This window comes from Variovorax paradoxus (assembly GCF_024734665.1).
Lineage (GTDB): Bacteria > Pseudomonadota > Gammaproteobacteria > Burkholderiales > Burkholderiaceae_C > Variovorax.
The window spans coordinates 4,195,027-4,214,707 of sequence record NZ_CP102931.1; the positions used below are offsets into that span (position 1 = coordinate 4,195,027).

General features: G+C 59.8%; 9 protein-coding genes. 4 read left to right on the forward strand and 5 right to left on the reverse strand.

Features of this window, described 5'->3' with window-relative positions:
- The first annotated feature begins 229 nt into the window (after positions 1-229).
- Genes NWF24_RS19875 through NWF24_RS19890 form a run of 4 tightly spaced genes read left to right on the forward strand, consistent with a single transcriptional unit; the run spans position 230 to position 3,969 of the window.
- Entirely contained in the window at positions 230-799 is a 570-nt protein-coding gene (locus NWF24_RS19875) for a hypothetical protein (protein ID WP_258350021.1), read from the forward strand.
- A complete protein-coding gene (locus NWF24_RS19880; protein ID WP_258350022.1) occupies positions 796-2,190 on the forward strand; it encodes a 7-cyano-7-deazaguanine synthase in 1,395 nt (464 codons plus the stop codon). Before NWF24_RS19875 ends, NWF24_RS19880 begins: the two co-directional genes overlap by 4 nt.
- Complete coding sequence (locus NWF24_RS19885) at positions 2,187-3,374, forward strand: XRE family transcriptional regulator (protein ID WP_258350023.1); 1,188 nt, start codon at positions 2,187-2,189, stop codon at positions 3,372-3,374. The genes NWF24_RS19880 and NWF24_RS19885 overlap by 4 nt, the downstream gene beginning before the upstream one ends.
- On the forward strand, positions 3,349-3,969 hold the full coding sequence (locus NWF24_RS19890) for a DNA-binding protein (RefSeq protein ID WP_258350024.1): 621 nt from the start codon (positions 3,349-3,351) through the stop codon (positions 3,967-3,969). Before NWF24_RS19885 ends, NWF24_RS19890 begins: the two co-directional genes overlap by 26 nt.
- A gap of 29 nt (positions 3,970-3,998) precedes the next feature.
- On the opposite strand, the gene NWF24_RS19895 is transcribed toward NWF24_RS19890, so the two are convergent.
- The 5 genes from NWF24_RS19895 to NWF24_RS19915 all read right to left on the reverse strand — a co-directional run bounded on the left by NWF24_RS19895 (position 3,999) and on the right by NWF24_RS19915 (position 19,573).
- A complete protein-coding gene (locus NWF24_RS19895; RefSeq protein WP_258350025.1) occupies positions 3,999-5,216 on the reverse strand; it encodes a GIY-YIG nuclease family protein in 1,218 nt (405 codons plus the stop codon).
- Complete coding sequence (locus tag NWF24_RS19900) at positions 5,209-7,272, reverse strand: DEAD/DEAH box helicase (protein WP_258350026.1); 2,064 nt, start codon at positions 7,270-7,272, stop codon at positions 5,209-5,211. Before NWF24_RS19900 ends, NWF24_RS19895 begins: the two co-directional genes overlap by 8 nt.
- Positions 7,269-10,037: a class I SAM-dependent DNA methyltransferase gene (locus NWF24_RS19905; RefSeq protein ID WP_258350027.1), complete on the reverse strand. Its 2,769-nt coding sequence runs from the start codon at positions 10,035-10,037 to the stop codon at positions 7,269-7,271. Before NWF24_RS19905 ends, NWF24_RS19900 begins: the two co-directional genes overlap by 4 nt.
- 879 nt (positions 10,038-10,916) lie before the next feature.
- Positions 10,917-19,103: a putative Ig domain-containing protein gene (locus NWF24_RS19910; RefSeq protein ID WP_309148839.1), complete on the reverse strand. Its 8,187-nt coding sequence runs from the start codon at positions 19,101-19,103 to the stop codon at positions 10,917-10,919.
- Positions 19,104-19,126: 23 nt separating this feature from the next.
- Positions 19,127-19,573 (reverse strand): hypothetical protein, encoded by a 447-nt coding sequence (locus NWF24_RS19915; RefSeq protein ID WP_258350028.1) that lies wholly within the window; start codon positions 19,571-19,573, stop codon positions 19,127-19,129.
- Between the last annotated feature and the right edge of the window lie 108 nt (positions 19,574-19,681).

The following is a 19,681-nucleotide window of genomic DNA, read 5'->3' on the forward strand; positions in this document are numbered from 1 at the left end:
GGCTGGCTTCGAGCGGCTATCGCCGCTAGGGGCCGCTACAAGACCACCGAGCCGGCAGGCGCTGCAGAACACCACGGACCCGCCCCCCGAATTTCCGTTTGCGGCTGCCATTCCATCAGCAGCCTGACGAGCCCAAGCTGATTGAAGAGGACAGGTCAAAGCGACGCCTCGCCTTTAGATTTGACATTGTCATATATTTTTTGCTAATCTTCTGACACTGGAGGTTCTCATGAGCGACGGACCATATCGAAGCTTGCCGATGTCCCGGGCCTGGAAACGGCTGGCAAAGCTTGCAGAAAATGCCAATTTCGATCCGACCGACACGGCTACTGCGGCGATGCGCGCCCTCGCGAGTACCTGGGCCAGCGAGGTTCCGTCCCAGGTATCCAAGGGCCTACGGGACGTATTCCTTGCCAGCGAGCCCGGCTTGTTCGGCGATGGCCAGACGACGCAGGCACAAGCGCTCTCCAGTAACGCTGCCGGTTTCGGGCTGGGCCGTTTGCTGACGGAACATGCCGTTGTGGTGCTCGCGGAAGGGATGCACGGCGAAACTGCTCTGGGAGAAACGGTCCAGCGGGCGCTCCATGCATATGCGGCTAGAGCGGCGCGGCAGATAGAAGAGCACTATTGCCGTCAGGCCTCCGGCAAACTCACCCGACAAGTCCGCGAGCGCATTGCAGGAGCAATTGCGACGGCTGATTTCAGCGGGCTCGCCAAGCAATGCTCGGGGCTGGAGTCAAAGGTAAGCGGCCTGCGCCCCACCAAGCACACCTCCCTCGATGACGGGGTGTCACTATGACCGCAAAAGTCAGCGCTACGTCGCAGGAACATGCAGGCGCCAACGTGAGGGTCGATGTGACCGAAGCTGGTGAACGTGCGCGCCGTGGACGTATCACCTGCGAAATCGGCGGGGACCTCGAGTTCTCGACGCAACACCTGGAAAGCTACTGCCTCGCTCAGTGGGAGCCGGTCATTTTCGACGCCCTCGTCGTTACGGCCGCCGCCGAGTTTTGCGACCGCATCCAAAAGCGGCAGGCACACCACTGGGGTCGCGAGATTGAATTGCGGGTCCCCGTCCACGATCCCGAGCGCTGGAATGCACGGTCTGTCGCCCTACCCCTGAAGGATGCGCTCGACTTCTTGACCGGGGATCGCTGGACGCTTTCTTTTGTCGCACGGCGGGCCCAGGCGTTCGTACCACAGCAAGCGTCGCTCGACATCCCGGGTGACTGCAGCGCGGTCATCCCTTTCAGCGACGGCCTTGACTCCAGAGCCGTTGCCGGTCTCATGCACCGCGAATTGGGAGACCGACTGATAAGGGTACGGCTAGGGTCGAAAGAGTTCCGGCCCGTCACGGGAACGTCCGGCATGAAGCAGCCGTTTACGTCGATTCCTTATCGGGTCAAACCAAGGACCCGTGAATTTGTTGAATCCAGCGCGCGTTCCAGAGGGTTCAAGTTCTCCATGATCAGTGGGATTGCGGCTTACATGGTCAAAGCCGACCAAATCATCGTGACTGAAAGCGGCCAAGGCTCGCTCGGTCCTGCGCTCGTTCCCGTCGGCCAAGCCTACGAGGACTATCGCACCCATCCGCTCTTTACCGAGCGAATGGAGAAGCTGCTCAAGGGCTTGTTCGGTCGCGAGTTTCATTTCGTGTTCCCAAGACTTTGGAGCACGAAAGGCGAGACGCTCGCGGCGTTTGCCCGTGAGTGCGAGGACGGCTCGTCCTGGAACACCACCTGGTCATGCTGGCAACAAAACCGGCACTCCTCGGTTGCCGGGCGCAAGCGTCAATGCGGCATTTGCGCGGCCTGTTTCTTGCGAAGGCTCAGTGTTCATGCGGCAGGCCTTGAGGAAGTTCCCGAGACCTATGTATGGGAAAACCTGTCGGCAAGCTCGTTTGAGGCCGGTGCCGCTTCTGCATTCAATCGGATCACGAGCGCGCATCGAGAATATGCCATCGCGGGTGCCTTGCATCTCGACCATCTCGCGACCATCAGGTCGTCGCCCGCAAACCACGGAACGCTGGACCTTGCGGTCTCTCAACTCAGTCGATCCCGCTCGATCCCGGCGGCAGAGGTCAGAACCTCTCTTAATCGACTGCTCGACAAACATGAAAGTGAATGGATGCAATATCTTGGCTACCTCGGGCCGAACTCGTTCATAGCGGACTGGGTTCCGCGGCGATGACCGACTCTCCACTCAGTCAGCTCCCCGTCGCCGAACTGGGCGAACGAATAAGACTTGCGCGCGAGGCGGCAGGATTGACGCAAAAGCAGGCTGCGGACGCGATCAACGTCGCGCGTACGACGCTTGTCGCAATCGAACAAGGCCAGCGCCGCGTAAAAATGGATGAGCTCCAGCGGCTATCGAAGCTTTATCAGACCTCAGTGAACGCAATCATTCGCCGCGAGGCCGTTCACGTGGATCTCGTTCCGCGATTTCGCAAACTGCTTGGCAGCGAAGACTCAGCAGCAACCAAGGCGACTGAACTTCTTGCCAATCTCGCGCGCGCCGAAGTCGAACTGGAAAATCTACTCGGCATAAAGCGCTCACGCAACTACCCTCCCGAACGCCCTATCCTGTCCGGCGATGTCCGAATGCAGGCGGAGCAGGATGCCCTTGAACTCAGGCAACGCCTCGGGCTGGGCTTCGCTCCCGCAATCGATGTCGTGACTCTCCTGGAAATGGAGCTAGGAATTCGCGTCTATGTGAGGCGCTTCGATGGATCGGTCTCGGGTGTCTTTGCCTACGACGAAACGCTCGGCGCATGCATCCTGTTGAACGCCAACCACCCGAGAGAGCGACGGAATCAGACTGCTGGGCACGAACTGGGCCACTTCATTTCAGTACGGAACACCCCGGAAGTGCTTCATGCAGACGAACCCGAAAACTCGCGGGAAGAGCGCTATGCAAATGCGTTTGGCAGGTCATTCATGACGCCCGCCGTTGCCGTAAGGCAGAAATTCCAGGAAGTGACGGCCGGCTCGTCCCGGCTTACGCGGCGCCACGTCATCGTCCTCTCCCACTTTTTTGGCGTGTCCCGGGAGGCAATGGTGCGGCGCATGGAAGAACTTGGCCTCACGAAGAAAGGAACCTGGGATTGGTTCTCGGAGAACGGTGGAATCACGGACGAACAGGCAAGTCAGGTTCTTGGCGACCTCAAGGCTTTGGACCCGCAAAAGGCCGAGGCGAATCGGCCCACGACCCTTAGGCTTAATCTCCTTGCGGCCGAAACCTATCGGCAGGAACTGTTGAGCGAAGGACAGCTCGCCCGTCTGTTGCAGCTCGACCGGGTCGAGTTGCGCGAAGTGCTTCATGACATGGAAGGTCAGGAGGAAGAGGCTGATGGAGCCCCAACCCTTCTTGCTTGACAACGAACTGCTCGTCCTCGACACAAGCATCGTCATAAACCTGAACGCAACTGGATGTGCCGAAAAAATTCTTCGGGCACTCCCTCATCGAGTCACCGTGGTTGATGTCGTCGTCGGTGAGCTTGAGTACGGCAGGTCAAAGGGACGCGGCGACGCGGCAATGCTCGCCGACCTCGCCAAGGCCGACGCCGTAACCATCGCCAGCCTTGGCGAGTTCGCGCTTCAACATTTCGAAAGTCTGGTCGTCGGCGCGAGTGCGGAAACGCTGGACGACGGAGAAGCTGCAACGATCGCGTATGCAATCGATGCAAAGGCCCGCGCGGTCATTGACGAGCGAAAAGCAACACGTCTTTGTTCGAACCGGTTTCCGAACGTCACCCTGAAGAGCACCATTGATCTGCTTTCACACCAAGCCGTACAGGAGTCGCTTGGGTTGCCACATTTGGCCGATGCGCTTCATAAAGCGTTGCTTTCCGCACGCATGCGTGTGCCTCCGCACCATATGAACTGGGTGGTCAACCTCATCGGGAACGAGCGCACTGCGGCCTGCCGGTGTCTTCCAGAAATTGTTCGTCAGGCCGCGAGAAACGCATAAGAAGTACAGCCCCGAATACGTATGCTGCGCTAGTGGGATTTTTCGCTGCGGCGTCCGGCGACTACCAGCCTGGCGGAGTCCGGGTCATAGATGTACTGCGTGATAGATCCGTCCTTGATGCGCTCGACGGCTTCGTCGACAACGAACAGCGGTACGAGGAACCACTCGCGCGGAACCACGGGCTTGCCGAATCGATCCTTGATGTCGATGTCCAAGCGGGCCGGATCGAATACGCGATGGATCAGGTTTTCGAGCTTGACGCGGTTGATGTTATAGAGGTCGTAGGTGGCGACGACTTCCACGTCGGCTAGCAGGAAGGTTGCTTCGTTCTTCGCGTTGGCAAAGCGCGCGGCAATATTGCTGCGCCCCGTCACCCCGATCTTGTGCAGCACGTCGCGGTTGGAAGCGACGATGGGAAGGTCCGATTTGCTGCGGAGAACGTAGATCGTGCCGCTCTCCTGGTCGTCTTCCGATACTTCATCGGAGAACAGCGGACCGGCGGAGGGATTGATGACGAGTCGCGCCGCTTCGTCGCGGTAAAGGGCGCGTTGAAACGAGCGTTGCAGCACGTCGCTTTCGGTGCCGTTGTCATAGATGACGCGAAGGCGGCTATCCCGACGTTCGTATTTCGTCCGAATGTCATCGCCCACCTCTGCGATGTATGCGAGCTGGCCTTCCACGATGAAGAACTCACCCTGCTGAATCTCGGTCAGCTTGAGTTCGTCCAGCTTGTGGACGGCATGTGTTTCGCGGATGCCTTCCTTGATCTCGCGCTGCACGCAATCAAAGAGCGGCTTGAACGTCTCGAAGTCTTCGCATGGCTGGCGCTGCGCGATTTCTTCGGCGGCGCGCTTCTCGGTACTCGTACGAACATGACGCAGGACGGTGATGTCCTCAGCGCCGGCTGCGCCCGCCAGTTCGGCCGCCAGCTCGTCCACGTCGATAGCCTCCTCGGTTGCGGCGACGCTAGACGCGCCCGCAAGCAATCCTTGATGATCCAGCGGTGTAAGCAGGGCGCGGCAATCCGCAAGCGCGCGCAAACGATCGAGGCGCACGGCGTATAACCGCTCGAAAATGTCGCGCTCTTCCCCGTGTTGCGGTACACGGCCATGCTTCTCAAAGAACCGCTGAATCTCCTCGAAGCCAGCAATGATGCGCTCCTCGCGCGGGGGACGTCCGCCCTTTTTCTCAGGCGCGGCGAAGTCGGAAAGTTCTGCCGCCAGTTCGTCGAGGCCAGGATCACTCATAGCGCCCCTCCGCCCTGAAGCGCATGAAGGCCGACGCCCCCTCGGCCATGCGTCGCTCCCATACATCTTGCGAATCGAGCGCAGGCACACGGCCGCGCTCCTTCTTGAATTGCGCTGCGCGTTTGGCGAGACTGAGCGCATCTTCCGGCGTCAGGTTCGTGCGCTTGGCGGAGATAGCCGCCGCGACCTGTTTCAGGCTTTCCTCGCTCATGGTCTTGGCAAGGATGGCGTAGGCCTCGCCGAAAGGATTGATACGGTCGATGAGGTCAATGTCCAACTCGCGCACGTCCATCGCAAACCGGCGCACGCCATCGATCAAGGCTGTGTTGGCTGACGGCTCGGCGCCGTCATTGCCTAAGACAAGCTGTTTGGCTTGTTGCGTCAAATTGAGGGCAGCAATGGCGTGCTGCCGGACTGCCTCCTGATCCTCTACATCAAGCTCGGGATACTTGTCCTTGATGATCTTGCCTAGGCGAAGTTGGGTCAATTCCTCGGGCACCAGCTCGTCGTCGAATAAGCCGCGCTCGACTGTTGTTCTGTCCTGAATGAAGGTAGCGATTACCTCGTTGAGGTCTTCCTGGCAGATCCGAACGGCTTCCTTGCTCTTGGGTTCAATCAGGCCCTTAATTTCGATCTGGAACTGCCCCGTCTGCTCGTTGAAGCCAACATTGCACCTCTCCGGGTCGTAACCGCCGTCACCGTAGTCAAAACCCAAAGCGGGGCCGCTTTCGGGGTTCTTAGGCTTGAACTCGAAGCGCGGCGCGAGAACCTGCTCCATCAGCAAGCTCGCGGCGATGGCCTTGAGAGTGTCATTGACAGCCTCAGTGACGGCTTCCTCAGAAGCGTCAGGCTCGGCAATTAAGTTTGTGAATCGCGCGCGGGTCTTGCCGGGCGCATCACGAGTCGCGCGCCCGATTATCTGCACGATCTCGGTAAGGCTGGCACGATAGCCGACGGTGAGTGCGTGTTCGCACCAAATCCAATCGAACCCCTCTTTCGCCATACCCAACGCAATAATGATGTTTACATAGTCCCGATTGTTCTTCTGCGCTGGATCTTTAAGTGCAGCAGAAACGCGGTCGCGCTTCGTGGGGTCGTCGTCAACAAGATCGGCGATGCGAAGCACACTACCTTGCGGTGTTTTGACAAGCTGAAAGCCCGTTGCGGCGTCGCTGCCTTGCCACTCACCCAGCGCCTCGATGATGTGTTCTACCTCTCGCAATTTGTCTTTCGTGCTTTCGCGCGAATTGACGTTGGGAATGTGGATGATCGTCCGCTCGGCGGGGTCGAGGACATCGAGGATGTCATCGATATATGGCCCGCTATAGAAGAAATAGCCGATATCGAGCTGTTTAAGGTACTGGTAACCGTTGAGCTGCTCGTAGTAAGTATAGGTAACGGCGTCGAACTTCGATTCATCCTGCGAAGCGAGTACAGCCTCGGCGTCGCCCCGGAAATAAGAGCCGGTCATCGCAACGACGTGAACGCGGCCTCGTGCAATGAACCGCCCAAGATGCAGGCCGAGCTTGTTGTCAGGGTTTGCGGAGACGTGGTGAAATTCATCTACAGCGATCAGCCGGTCATCGAACCGCTCCACACCATACGCATCGACAGCAAAGCGAAACGTTGCGTGGGTACAGACCAGCACCTTGTCAGTGCTTTCGAGGAACGTGCCGACCGACTTCACCTTGCCACCGTTGTCGCTGTCGTTGCCGGGCGCGTTGCATAGGTTCCATTTCGGCTCGACGTGCCAGTCGGCCCAGAAGCCAAACTCCGACAGCGGCTCGTCGTTGAAACTCGCGCCAATAGACTTTTCCGGTACGACAACGATAACTTGCTTCAAGCCCTGATTCTGGAGCTTGTCGAGCGCGACGAACATCAGCGCGCGGCTCTTGCCTGACGCTGGCGGCGACTTGATAAGCAGATACTGCTCCCCGCGCTTTTCATAGACGCGCTCTTGCATCGGCCGCATCCCGAGGGCATTGGCGTTGGTGGACGACCCGTTGCGAGCGTAGGTGACGGAAACCGAAGGGATGGATCTGTTCTTGTCGTTCATGCGTATGCCCTCGTCTTGCGCTTCTTGGCGCTGACCGGTGCAGCCGCAGCAGTCATCTTGGTATAGAGGTCGAACAGCTTTTCCAGCCGCTCGGTGTCGTTCTTAAACCGGCGACCGATGTAGATGCGCTCCAGTACTTCATCATTGCGCTCATGCGCGGCACGCAAGTCGTCGGGCATGTTGTCAGGACCGTAGAGATCAGCGATGGTCGCCGGAAAATGATGCTCACGCGCGAGCAAGATTTCTTCGGCACAACGCGTGAGATCCGCCTTGTTCTTGTCGGTAAGTGTCGGCACAGGAAATGTGTTCCAGCCCAGGGTGTTCGAGTATGAGAAGTCCGTGCGCATACGGACACATACCGTAGCAATCCATTGAGCGTGTAATCGGCTTGCAACCATGCTGAGTGTCCACAGCGGCGGGTCATAGATGACTGCGGCCTTGTTAGAAATGACCGTATCAGGGTCCGTCAATCCAACCGGCAAATACTCTCGGTTTTCACTAGTGATACTCGGCACTATCAGTGCGTCTTTATCCTGATGAGGTGTATAGACAAATCGGTGCGGACGATCAGCCTTATCCTGCGACTGTTTTCCCTTGCTCCCTTGTCTCGCAGCTCTCACTGCCTCTATTCGAAGTGCGATGGGTGGGATGGCCATGGCTTGTTGCAGCTGAGCATCTTCAATCCATAGACACCATCGACTACTAGAAGAGGTGAACTCTCTTGAACCAACGAGCTTCTTAAGAAGTGGTATGGCCTCCGGGTAGTCTTTGGTTAGTTGATTTTTTTCGTCGATCGACAGAATCAAATGCCCACCGTCGGAAGGTTTGTTCCCATAATCCATAGTTGGAAGGCCGCTGATGGACTTGCTGAGCTGCGAAACGATGACGTCCTGTCCGTCCAGCAGATACGCATTGATGTTTCGTGCAGACTTCTTTGTTTCCTGTTCGTAGATGTACCTGTTTGAAATCGGTGAATTCGATATTCCAACAACCACCACAGTCACCCCTGCGTTTCTCGCAGCCATATTCTTCCAGGTGAAGGGGCGATGAGCGAATCTAATTCCAAAGCCACGCTCAAATATCAGAGGCCAAAGCATAGAGACTTGGCGGCCCTGAGTGATCGATTTCGTCGCGACTAGTGCGGCATCGCAGTTCACCTGTTGACCATATTCAGCCGCCTTGAGAAACCACGCTGCAACGTAGTCAAGGTCCTTGTACGAGTCAGTATGGGGTGAAAACACCGCCTCCATCTCTGATTGCTGCTCAAGACTTCGCCACTGGCTTCCAAGGTACGGGGGGTTCCCACAGATGTACGTCTCGCCACCTTCGTTCTCGAAATCGATCTCTGCTTGATCGAGCGGGGTACTAAACAGGTCGTCCGCTTGCATCTTTACGGCAGTACCCGTTGGTGGGCAGATGCTTAGCCAGTCGAGCCGCAGGGCATTGCCGCAGGTAATCCAATTTTCGTGGCGCAAGGGCAGGAATTCGGCGAGGGCCAACCTCTGCCCCCGGTACAGCACATCGCATTGGTATTCGGCGATGATCAGTGCGAGGCGCGCGATCTCTGCCGGGAAATCGCGCAGTTCGATTCCGCGAAAGTTCGTGAGCGGGATCTCCGAACTGCGGTCGGGCTCGCCGCGCCGCTTATTAATCTCGGCCTCGATGACCCGCATTTGCTTGTAAGCGATGACAAGAAAGTTGCCGGAGCCGCAGGCCGGGTCGAAGATCCGAATTTTCTCCATGCGCTTGCGCAGATTGAGCAAGGTACGGGGGTTGTCACCAGCCTCTTCCAGCCGCGCGCGCAGATCATCAAGGAATAGCGGATTAAGGACTTTGAGAATGTTGGGGACACTGGTGTAGTGCATCCCCAGTTCGCCTCGCTCCTCATCGTCGGCGACCGCCTGAATCATTGACCCGAAAATATCAGGATTGATCTTGGTCCAGTCCAACCCACCAACGTGGAGCAAGTAGGAACGTGCAATCTTGCTGAAATTCGGGACTTCCACACTACCAGAGAACAACTGCCCATTCACGTACGGAAAGGGATCGGCCCAACGGGGAGTTTCCAGCCCCTCGCGTTCAGAGGGCTTCGTGTTCATCGCGCGAAACAGTTCGGAGATCACCTCATGGGTATTGGATGAGTCCTTCGCGCTCATCTGGGCGATAGTTTCTGTGAAACGCCCCCTACCAACAAAGATGTCGGTGTCTTCTGCAAAGAAGCAAAAGATGAGTCGCGCCATGAAGTGATTCATGTCATGGCGGCGCTCAGCTTTGCCCCATTCGGGATTGTCCTTCAACAGTTCGACGTAGAGGCGGTTGAGGCGGCTGGTCGCCCGGATGTCAAAGGCGTTCTCGCTGATCTGCCGGACGGTGGTGATGCCCGCAAGCGGCAGAAAGAACCCAAAATGATCGGGAAAATCCTTATAGGCGCAGGCGACCGTGACCCCGCTCGTTAAGTCCTCAGCCTCAAGATCCGCGCCGTCCGTTGCGAGGATGAACTTCGCCTTTGCCCGGACGGTTGCCGGGCTGTCTTTCAGCGCCCTGAGCGTCTTCGTGACCTGGCCGTCGTCACAGGAGGCAATGTGGATGTTGTTAGTTTGGAGAACGCCGCCGAGATCGGATTTGTTCGTCGCACCGCTACGCAGGCGTTGGATCGTCGTCGCCTTGTTGCCGAAGGCTTCAAGAAAGGCATATGGAAAATTCTCGCCATCGAACGATTGCTCCGCAAGATCGGTGACGGCCTGTTCTATCTCAACGGCGTTCAACTATGTGCCCCTAAGGCGTAAATGTTGGGTGAGTATGTCGTTCAAGTAATGAACGGCTGTGGCCACCGAATCTGCACCGCGGGTCGGAGATGCACAATACGGCTCATTCGTTGACCGGCCCGTACGTGCGCGTGCGACGACTAGCACATCAATGGTAAGTCATGCGCACAACCGCGCCTTCGCCACCCCTCTTCGCTCGAACTTCGCTTTAAGCGATCCCAACCCGATTCGCAGGCACCATGCTACCCTCAGTGTAGCCCGTCGCTAGTGCCGCTTCGTGCCTCCGACATACTCACTGCCAGGGTCAGCCCCCCGGGCTCCTCCGACGCCGCGCTGCGGACGATTAGATGCAATGCCGACCGAGCGGGGCTAACCCCATCCAGGGCGAGCTGCAGTGCATGCATCCCGCCTGTCGGGTCACCATGCCCAGGCGAACAAAGTTGCCGATAGGCCAGCCTCTCCCCGCCTAGCACTCGGTGCCTAGACGCGACGAACTGACGATCAGGGTCAGACATGCCGCCCCGCTAGAGGTGGTCACGCGGCTTCGCAGCCGCACCCGATCAGGTGCCCCCTGCCCCGGCGCGTTGCAACCGTGCCGCCTAGGTTGCGTACGGCTTGGCCACTCACCTTGCAGTCGGGTTGCCCCCCACCTGAAGCACGATGGTGTCCTAGTGTCTCCGTCAACCGACGATAACCACAGGCACGTAAACACCCAGTTATCGGTGGTTGGGCCAGCGCCTCAAGCACGCCGCCTTATTGGCGGCCGGCCCTCAGCTCGCATTTTGTGGGTAGCTGCAAGAGCCGCATTTGCCAGGGCGCGCTCCTTTCGACTAGGTGGCACCCCGAGTGCATGAGCAATGCACTCAGGGGCCGTCCCTATCACTGCCAGTTGACCGCAATCACCGAGTTCAGGCTGCTCTGGTAGTTCGGCGGTAGCGTGGTCTGCCCCGCAGCCGGCGGAGAAAAGCTCGCCATCGCCTGCACCAGGTTCTGCACGTTGCTGTCGCTCAGCACACGGCCATCGCTGGTCCTGAACTGCTCCACGTGGTACTGGCTACCCAGGTACCAGTTGTTCAAGGTGAACTGGTCGGAAGACCCAATCACGCTCACCTCGAGGTTGTTGCCAACCTGCCTGAACCACAACTGGTCAGTCGCGATGTCGGCACCAAACAGCGCCACGTCGGCGTTACTCGCTGTGGCGTCGTTCTCCACGATGGAGTCACTGCCCTGACCTCGACCCATGCGGTAGGTGTCGTTGCCGGCACCGCCCGTCAGTGTGTCGTTGCCCGCGCCGCCATCGAGCACATTGGCAACCGCGCTGCCCGTGAGGGTGTCGTTGAAGCCGCTGCCCGTGAGGTTCTCGATGTTCTGCAAGGTGTCGCTGCCCGAACCGCCCGTGGCCTGCGCGCTGGTGACGGCCAAGCTCACCGTCACGGCCGAGCCGGCGTAGAGATACGAAGCGGTGTCCAAGCCGCCCTGTCCATTGAGCGTGTTGTTGCCAGCGCCGGCATACAGGATGTTGTCGAGCGTGTTGCCGGTGCCGTTGATGGCACCCGTGGCGTTTAGGCGCAGGTTCTCGACGTTGGTGGCCAGCGTGTGCGTGAGGGTCGAGATCACCGTGTCGCTGCCCTCGCCTGCCAACTCGGTCACCACGTCCGATGCGTTGTCCACGTAGTAGGTGTCATCACCCGTACCGCCCTTCATCGTGTCTGCGGCACCCAACCCGTCGAGCACGTCGTTGCCAGCGTTGCCTGTCAAGGTGTTGGCCGCGCTGTTGCCGGTCAGCACGTTGTCCAGCGCATTGCCTGTGCCGTTGATCGCCGTCGTGCCCGTCAGCGTCAGCCTCTCGACGTTGGCGCCCAATGTGAAAGTCACACTGGACTCGACGGTGTCGGTGCCTTCGCCAGCGTTCTCGTTGACGATGTCAGTGGCGGAGTCCACAACGTAGGTGTCGTCTCCCGTGCCGCCGCTCATCGTGTCATTGCCGGTCCCGCCGATCAGCCGGTCGTTGCCCGCGTTGCCGATCAGCGTGTCGTTGCCTGCCTTGCCGTCAATGGTGTCGTTACCCGAGCGGCCGGTCAGAGTCTCGGCCGACGTGGTTCCGTTGAGCGTGAGGTTCTGCACCGTCACTGCGATGTTGAATACGTCCTGGACGGCAAGGCCGCCCTGGTCGGTCGCAGTCACCCGCACGCTCAGGGCATCCAGCGCGCCGATAGGGACCGTGCCAGTGAACTTGCGTGTGCTGGCATTGAAACTGAGCCATGACGGCAATGCCGTGCCATCCGCGAGTGTGGCCACATAGCTGAGGCTGTCACCCGCGTCCGGGTCGGTAAAGGAACCCGACGGAACGGTGTAGTTGATCGCAGTGCCTTCGGCCACGCTCTGGTCGGCCAGCGGTGTGGCGACGACAGGGCTCTGGTTGGGTGGCGTGACATTCAGATTGACATAAATGCCGGTGCCCGAACCGTAGTTGTCGGTGCCCCAGAGCACGAATTGCAGGCTGCCAACGTTGGCCGATGTCGGCGTGCCCGAGAAGGTTCGCGTCTGCGCATCGAAGGACAGCCAAGACGGCAGCGGATCGCCGTTGGACATCGTGGCGCTGTAGATGACCGAATCCCACACATCGGGGTCGGTGATGGTGTTGACCGGCACCACGTAGCTGAAGACAGTGCCCTCGCTGGCCTTCAACGTCGGCAGGAAGCTGTTGACCGTCGGCGCGTGGTTGTTGTTGGCCCGGTCCACCACCGTCTGGATCATGGTCTGGTCCCACACCGTGCCGTTGGCAAACTCGATGTGATCGATCTTGTGGTCCTGCGTCACACCGCCGCTCTGGGTGTTGGCGCCGTAGTAGTCGAGGAACGCGATCTGGTCGGAAGTGCCCTTGATCTTGAAGAAGATGTGACTGCCTGACTGGAAGGCCAGTACGTCGTTCTCGCCGATGCCGGCGCCAAAGCGCAGCGTGTCGAGCGCGTCCAGTGCGTCGGTGTTGTCGATGGTGTCCTGGCCGTCGCCCGCGTTGAACACATAAACATCGTCGCCAGCACCGCCCGAGAGGAAGTCGTTGCCCTGACCGCCCGTGAGCAAGTTGTTGCCGTCATTGCCCCAGAGGCCGTTGGCCAGGCCATTGCCTGTGGCGTAGAGATCGTCCGCGCCGTCCAGCGCAAGCCGCTCGACGTTGGCCCCCAGGGTCCAACTGACAGAGGAGCGCACAAAGTCGTCGCCTTCGCCGGCGTTCTCGATAATGATGTCGCCGGCATCATCGATCTCGTAATAGTCGTCACCAGTGCCGCCGATCAGCGTGTCCTGGCCTTCGGAGCCGAACAGTGCATCGTCTCCGCCGCCGCCAATCAGTGTGTCGTTGCCGCCCAACCCCAGCAGGTTGTTGTCCGCATCGTTGCCGGTGATGACGTTGTCGAGGTTATTGCCGTTGCCGCGGTAGACGGCGCCACTCAAGATCAGGTTCTCGACGTTGTCGTCGAGGACGTAGGTAGTGTCGTAGTTGCGGACGATCGTGTCGATGCCTTCGTCCTGGTGTTCCGTCACCCAGTTGTCGTTTTCATCGACGATGTAGGTGTCGTTGCCCGCGCCGCCTTCCATGATGTCGTCGCCGAGGCCGCCATCGAGCACGTTGTCGCCGGCATTGCCGATCAGCACGTTGTCGCCATCGTCGCCGGTAGCATTGATGTCGAGGGTGCCAGTCAGGGTCACGTTCTCGATGTTCGCGATCTCCGAGACGGAGAAGCTTCGCCCGATCTCCACCGTGTCGAAGCCTTCGTCCTCGAACTCAATCACCACATCGCCTGCGCTGTCGACCACGTAGGTGTCGTTGTTCAGGCCGCCTTCGAGCCGGTCTTCGCCCCCACCCCCGACCAGGCGGTTTTCGTATTCATTGCCCACGATGATGTTGTCACCGGCATTTCCGGTGCCGTTACGCGCATCCTGGCCAATCAATGTGAGGTTCTCCAGGTCCGCGCCCAGCACGTAGCTGATCGCGCTCACCACCGTGTCGGTTCCGCCGCCGGCAGCCTCCACGATGAGGTCCTGCTCGTTGTCGACCATGTACACGTCATCGCCGTCACCGCCGTCCAGTACGTCAACTCCCGCACCTCCGTCGAGGGTGTCGTTGCCTGCACCGCCGATGAGGCTGTCGTCTCCATCTTCACCCCGGAGCGAATTATCCAAGTCGTTGCCAGTGATGATGTTGGCCAGCGCGTTGCCGGTGCCGTCCAGGGCATTGGGCCCTACGAGCGTGAGGTTCTCGACGTTGCTCCATAGCGCATAGCTCACGGTGGCGAACACGGAGTCGATCCCGCTCGCGAACGCCTCGTTGACCTGATCGGCAACGTTGTCCACGCGGTATTCATCGTCGCCGGTAAAGCCCATCAGCACATCGATGCCTTCGCCCCCATCCAGCAGATCGTTGCCAGCGCCACCGTCAATGATGTCGTTGCCTGCCATACCGAGCAGAGTGCTGCCAAGGACGTTATTGCCCACGATGGCGTTGTCCGCAGCATTGCCGGTGGCGTGCGTGGCCTGGGAGCCTTGCAGGATGCGCAGATCTTCGACGTTCTCGCCCAGCACATAGTCGATGCCGGTGAAGACAACATCGCGGCCCTCGCCCTGTGCTTCGCTGACGGTGTCGCCTACGTCATCGACGCGGTATTCATCGTCGCCCGCCCCGCCGAACATCTCGTCTGTTCCGAGGTTGCCGTCAAGGAGGTCGTTGCCCACGCCACCGACGAGGACGTCGTTGCCGACACCGCCATCTAGTTGGTCGTTACCCGCGTCGCCCGCCAACTGATCGTTGTCGTCACCCCCAAGGAGAATATCGTTGTCGTCGCCGCCTGCGAGCGTGTCGGCGCCGAGCCCGCCTTGCAGGGTATCTGCGCCCGCATCTCCTTCGATGACGTCGTTTCCGTCGCCCCCTGCCATCGCATCGTTGCCCTCCCCGCCAACCAGCACATCGGCCCCGAGAGCGCCCATGATGTTGTCGTCGCCCAAGCCACCGGAAATCCGGTCATCGCCATCGCCACCGTCGAGTTCGTCACCCCCCGCATCGCCGAAGATGAGGTCATCGCCCTGTCCGCCCATTACAGTGTCGTTGCCATCGCCGCCGTAGGCGATGTCGTTGCCCGCGCCAAGATCGAGCACGTCGTTGCCGGCCCGCCCGTCTACCATATCGTCGCCAGCCAGTGCGTGGATGACTTCCCTGCCGGAGGTTCCCTGAACGAAGTCGGCTCCCTCGGTGACAGGGATATCGATTGGCACCGCCTCGATCAACTGCGCAATGGTCATCCTGCTGCCATCGGAAAATTGCACTTCGTCGATGGGCGACGTGCCAGCCAGATCGTCGTAGTCCACTCCGTCCAGGTGAATTTGCGTGCTGCCGGAGGCGTCGCCGATCACCAGCGACCCCAGCGAAAGTCGCACCGCGCCAAGATTGAAGCCGCCCTCGAGTACCAAGACGTTCCAGCTATCGTCGTCCTCGTCCTCGATATGCTTTGTGCCACTGCCCAACGCCACGTAATAGAAGTCGCTGCCGGCGCCACCGTTCATCGTGTCGTTTCCTGCACCGGAGCGGATGAAATCATTGCCTGCACCGCCGAGCAGCACGTCGTCTCCGCTGCCTCCCCAGAGCGTGTCATTGCCGTCATCGCCAGAGAGGTAGTTGTCGCCGTCGCCGGCCATCAAAGTGTCGTCGCCATCGCCACCGTAGAGCGTGTCGTTGCCGTTGAATTCGAGCGCCACATCCACGAGATTGCCGTCGCCGCTCAGATAGTCGTCGCCTTCTCCGCCGAAAAGTACGTCATCGCCGCCCATGCCGAACAACCGATCATTGCCCGCACCACCATCGAGAGAGTCGTTGCCATGAAATTGGCCGGCCAAGTAGGCGGCGCCTGCGTCGCCTTGCAACTCATCCGCACCGTCGCCGCCGATCAGCGTGTCGTCTCTGCCTCCGCCTACAAGGATGTCGTCTCCCTCTCCGCCATCCAGATAGTCGTTGCCATGGGAGATACCCGCCAGCTTCTGCTCCTCGTTGTCGCCCCACAGGATGTCGTTGCCGGCACCACCGTACAACGCGTCGTCTCCGCCTCCGCCCAACAACTGGTCCTTGCCTTCGCCGCCATCGAGTTGGTCGTTGCCATGGAATTCGGCGGCAAGACTGCTCTCGTCCTGATCGTCGCCGACCAGCACGTCGTCGTCCGCGCCGCCGTACAGCGTGTCATCACCGCCACCGCCGATCAGACGGTCATTGCCGGCTTCGCCATCGAGCCAATCGGCGCCGTGGAAACTGCCGGCCAGTTGCGATTCGCTGTCGTCGCCCAGCAAGAAGTCCGCACCGTCGCCACCGAAAAGCGTATCGTCCTTGCCCCCGCCGATGAGCTGGTCGTCGCCTTCTTCCCCGTCGAGATAGTCGTTGCCGTGGAAGGTGCCGGTGAGATTGGCCTCGCTGTCGTCGTCGCCCCAGATGTTGTCATTGCCCGCGCCGCCGTAGAGCGTGTCGTCGCGCCCGCCACCAACGAGCTGATCGTCGCCGTCTTCGCCATCGAGGTAGTCCTCGCCGTGAAAATTGCCTTCCAGCTTGTCCTCGGAGGTATCGTCCCCCCACAGAAGGTCGGCGCCGACGCCGCCGTAGAGGGTGTCGTCGGCACCACCGCCCTTGAGGGTGTCGTCGCCCTCTCCGCCGTCGAGGAAGTCGTTGCCATGCAGCGCGCCGTCGAGCGTCTCGTAGAAACCGAGGTCCTTGATGCCGTCTCCCATCAGGAAGTCGGCCCCCGCTCCGCCCACGATGATGTCGTTGCCACCGTGTCCCCACAGTTGGTCGTCGCCGTCGCCACCGTCCAGGTAGTCGCCGCCTAGCCCGCCGTTCACGCTGTCGTCGCCGGCATCGCCGAACATGGCATCGCCGTCCGAATCCATGGTGAGCGAGCCTCCGCCCACCACCGTGTTGCTGGTACCGTTGTTATAGACGCCCCAATTGCTGCCCTGTATGACCAGCGTTGTGCCGGAAGGCGGCACCCATTGGTCGTCGGGGCTCACGCGCTGGAACACATTGAGACCGGTCGCGCCGAAGATGTGATCGTTGCCGGCGCCGCCGTGAATGACGTCGCTGCCGCTGCCGCCGCCGATCAGGTCTGAGCCTTCCCCGCCGTTGATCTCGTCATTGCCTGCCAAGCCGTCGAGTGCGTCGTTGCCACCCAGGCCGTTGATTTTGTCAACCCCACTGCTGCCATCAATGACGTCGTTGAAGTCGGCCTCGGCGGTCCCTCCATTGAGGGTGCCATCCGTGCCCCAGTTCGCGGAGACCCACTTGTAGGTGTTGTAGCGCGGATCTCCGGGTTGGATCTCGAAGTCGATCTCGACCCCGCGAATGAGCGCGCGCTGGTCGCCGTTGTAGGTGCGCGCGGCCTCTCCCGCATCGTGCAGAGCGATCTCCCATGCGTTGGAACTGACGCTGCCCTCCGCATCCTGGAATGTCGCGCTGAGTTGGGCACTACCGTCTTCATCCACGTCACCCACTTGGATCAGCGACACGAGGACGCGATCCTGTCCGGGCACCAGCGTAATGACGGCACCGTTGGCGGGCACGGTGCTGTCGCCAAGGATGACCTGGAACTTGTCGGCCAGATCGGACAAGGCGAGCGTCAGGGTTTCGCCAGCCTTTGCCGGGCGGTTGAGGTAGAAAACGAAGGTCTTGCCGTTGCCTTCGCTGATGTTGACCGTGCCGCTGGCCGTGGCGGGATCGAAAGCGCTGTCAGCGAACGGATTCGGCCCCATGTCTTGCTGCAACACCACCTTCGATGTCGTGCTCAGCCGGATACCGAGGTAGCCGACAGCACGCGATGAATCGAAATTGTTCACGGTGATCTGGCTGCCCGCTCCAAGCAGCGCCCCGGTAATCACCAGTGTCCTGCCGCCGGGATCCAGCGTGTAGATGACCTGCGTCGCGCCGCTGCCGACGGTCCATACCTGCTTATTGCCGACGAGCTTGTATTCCGCGGCCCCACCGCCAACAAGCGCCGCGCCGCCCACCACGATCTCGCCGAGACCGTCGCTGTCTACGACGACATCCTTCCCGTCGCCTGGCTGAAAAACGTAGGTGTCGCTGCCAATCCCGCCGCTCAACCGGTCGTCATTGGCACCGCCCGCAAGGTAGTCATTCTTCGACCCACCAGTCAATTGGTCATCACCTGCTCCGCCGAACAGCGCAATGCCTTTTTCGTTAAGCGCCGTGCGCAATGGTGCGTACAGCCCGGAGGGGAATTTGGAAGGGCCTAGGTTATCCCCACCGACAGTGCCATGATAGATCACCCTGCCTTGGGAATCGAGCAGTCGCGTGACGCCTTGGGTCCAGAGGTCTTCCACGAGACCCGGCATCTCGGCAGCCGCATGAGCCAGACCGGTAGCCGGGTGATAGGTCTGAATTTCGCGCTGTTGGTCAGCTGCAAAGTCGGCGGCGGTGTAGTTGACGCGCGGCACGGCCGATTTACTCGCCGGATCGAAACTGATGATGACCTTGCGCCCCAGACCTGTCGGATCGATGCGCGGCTCAAGGTAGGCGTTGCCGATTTTCGAGGACGTCGAGTCCGATTCGAAATCAAAATCGTCATTGAACGGAAGGATGGCCAGGTCTTCAATGTGACGCGTGCCGTCCGCTTCGATGACGAATGTGGCGCCCTGCGCCAGCGTAAAGCCGGATGACTGATAGACGTAGGTCCGGAATGCGTGGTCATTGATCCCGTCTTCGTAGCTAGACTGGCGGATATCGACGTTTGCACTCTTGGCTCCGGCCAGCGCAACCGCACTGGCCAGCGTGAATGTCTGTCTCTGGCCGTTAGCCTGGAAGAGGCCTCCGTCCATGAACGCCTTGACGACCTGAATAGAAGAGGCATTGGCAAAACGGCCAGGCCCGCCAGCCATGAAAGACACCGCGTCCATGTCGATGGTGATTGGCCCGGCAGGACGGATCACCGCCGCACTGGCAAGATTCTGAGGCGGCGTTGTCTGTCCGTAAAGATAAAGGGCCGTCATCTCCCGAGCGCCCAATTGCATCCACGTGTACATATCGCGATCCTTTGGTTAAACCGTCATGGGTAGTTTTCAAGTGCTGTGGTATCCGTGCCGATACTCTTCAGTGCCGGGCCGCACGCATCGACGGCCACCAGACTCTTGTAGAAACGCCGGGCTCCCTGCGAGACTTCGGTCTGCTTCTTCTCGAAATTGAGGGTGACCTCGGCGTAGTTGAAGCCGGTCAGGGTGTCTACCCAAGTGCGGCGCCAGTCGGGATGCCGGTCAACCCCGCAGCAGGTCTCGTTCGCTTGTAGAAAGCGGGCGATTGCCTCGGGGTTCGCTTCGATGTTCATCTGGAAGATCTCGTGGCGAATGGCTGATTCGATCAGCTCGCGATCATCGAGATACCTCATCTTCGACACGCAATAGCCGGAATCCATCAGGCGCCAGTACCCCCAGGAGCATGCGACCAGGAGAGCGGCAGAAGCAACGACTACGATGCTTGCAGAGATTTTTTTCTTCATATGCATGAGTTAGAGAGGGCGGTCGCACTGCTTCCTTGTTCAGATTGGGGTAGTCGCAAAGGTTGATCGGAATGGATTTACGGCTTTCATATTTACTCGTGTAATACT

Coding starts and splice junctions, on each gene's coding strand:
- NWF24_RS19890 (WP_258350024.1), top strand. CDS start 3,349: ATGGAGCCCCAACCCTTCTTGCTTGACAACGAACTGCTCGTCCTCGAC.
- NWF24_RS19885 (WP_258350023.1), top strand. CDS start 2,187: ATGACCGACTCTCCACTCAGTCAGCTCCCCGTCGCCGAACTGGGCGAA.
- NWF24_RS19880 (WP_258350022.1), top strand. CDS start 796: ATGACCGCAAAAGTCAGCGCTACGTCGCAGGAACATGCAGGCGCCAAC.
- NWF24_RS19900 (WP_258350026.1), bottom strand. CDS start 7,272: ATGAACGACAAGAACAGATCCATCCCTTCGGTTTCCGTCACCTACGCT.
- NWF24_RS19895 (WP_258350025.1), bottom strand. CDS start 5,216: ATGAGTGATCCTGGCCTCGACGAACTGGCGGCAGAACTTTCCGACTTC.
- NWF24_RS19915 (WP_258350028.1), bottom strand. CDS start 19,573: ATGAAGAAAAAAATCTCTGCAAGCATCGTAGTCGTTGCTTCTGCCGCT.
- NWF24_RS19875 (WP_258350021.1), top strand. CDS start 230: ATGAGCGACGGACCATATCGAAGCTTGCCGATGTCCCGGGCCTGGAAA.
- NWF24_RS19910 (WP_309148839.1), bottom strand. CDS start 19,103: ATGTACACGTGGATGCAATTGGGCGCTCGGGAGATGACGGCCCTTTAT.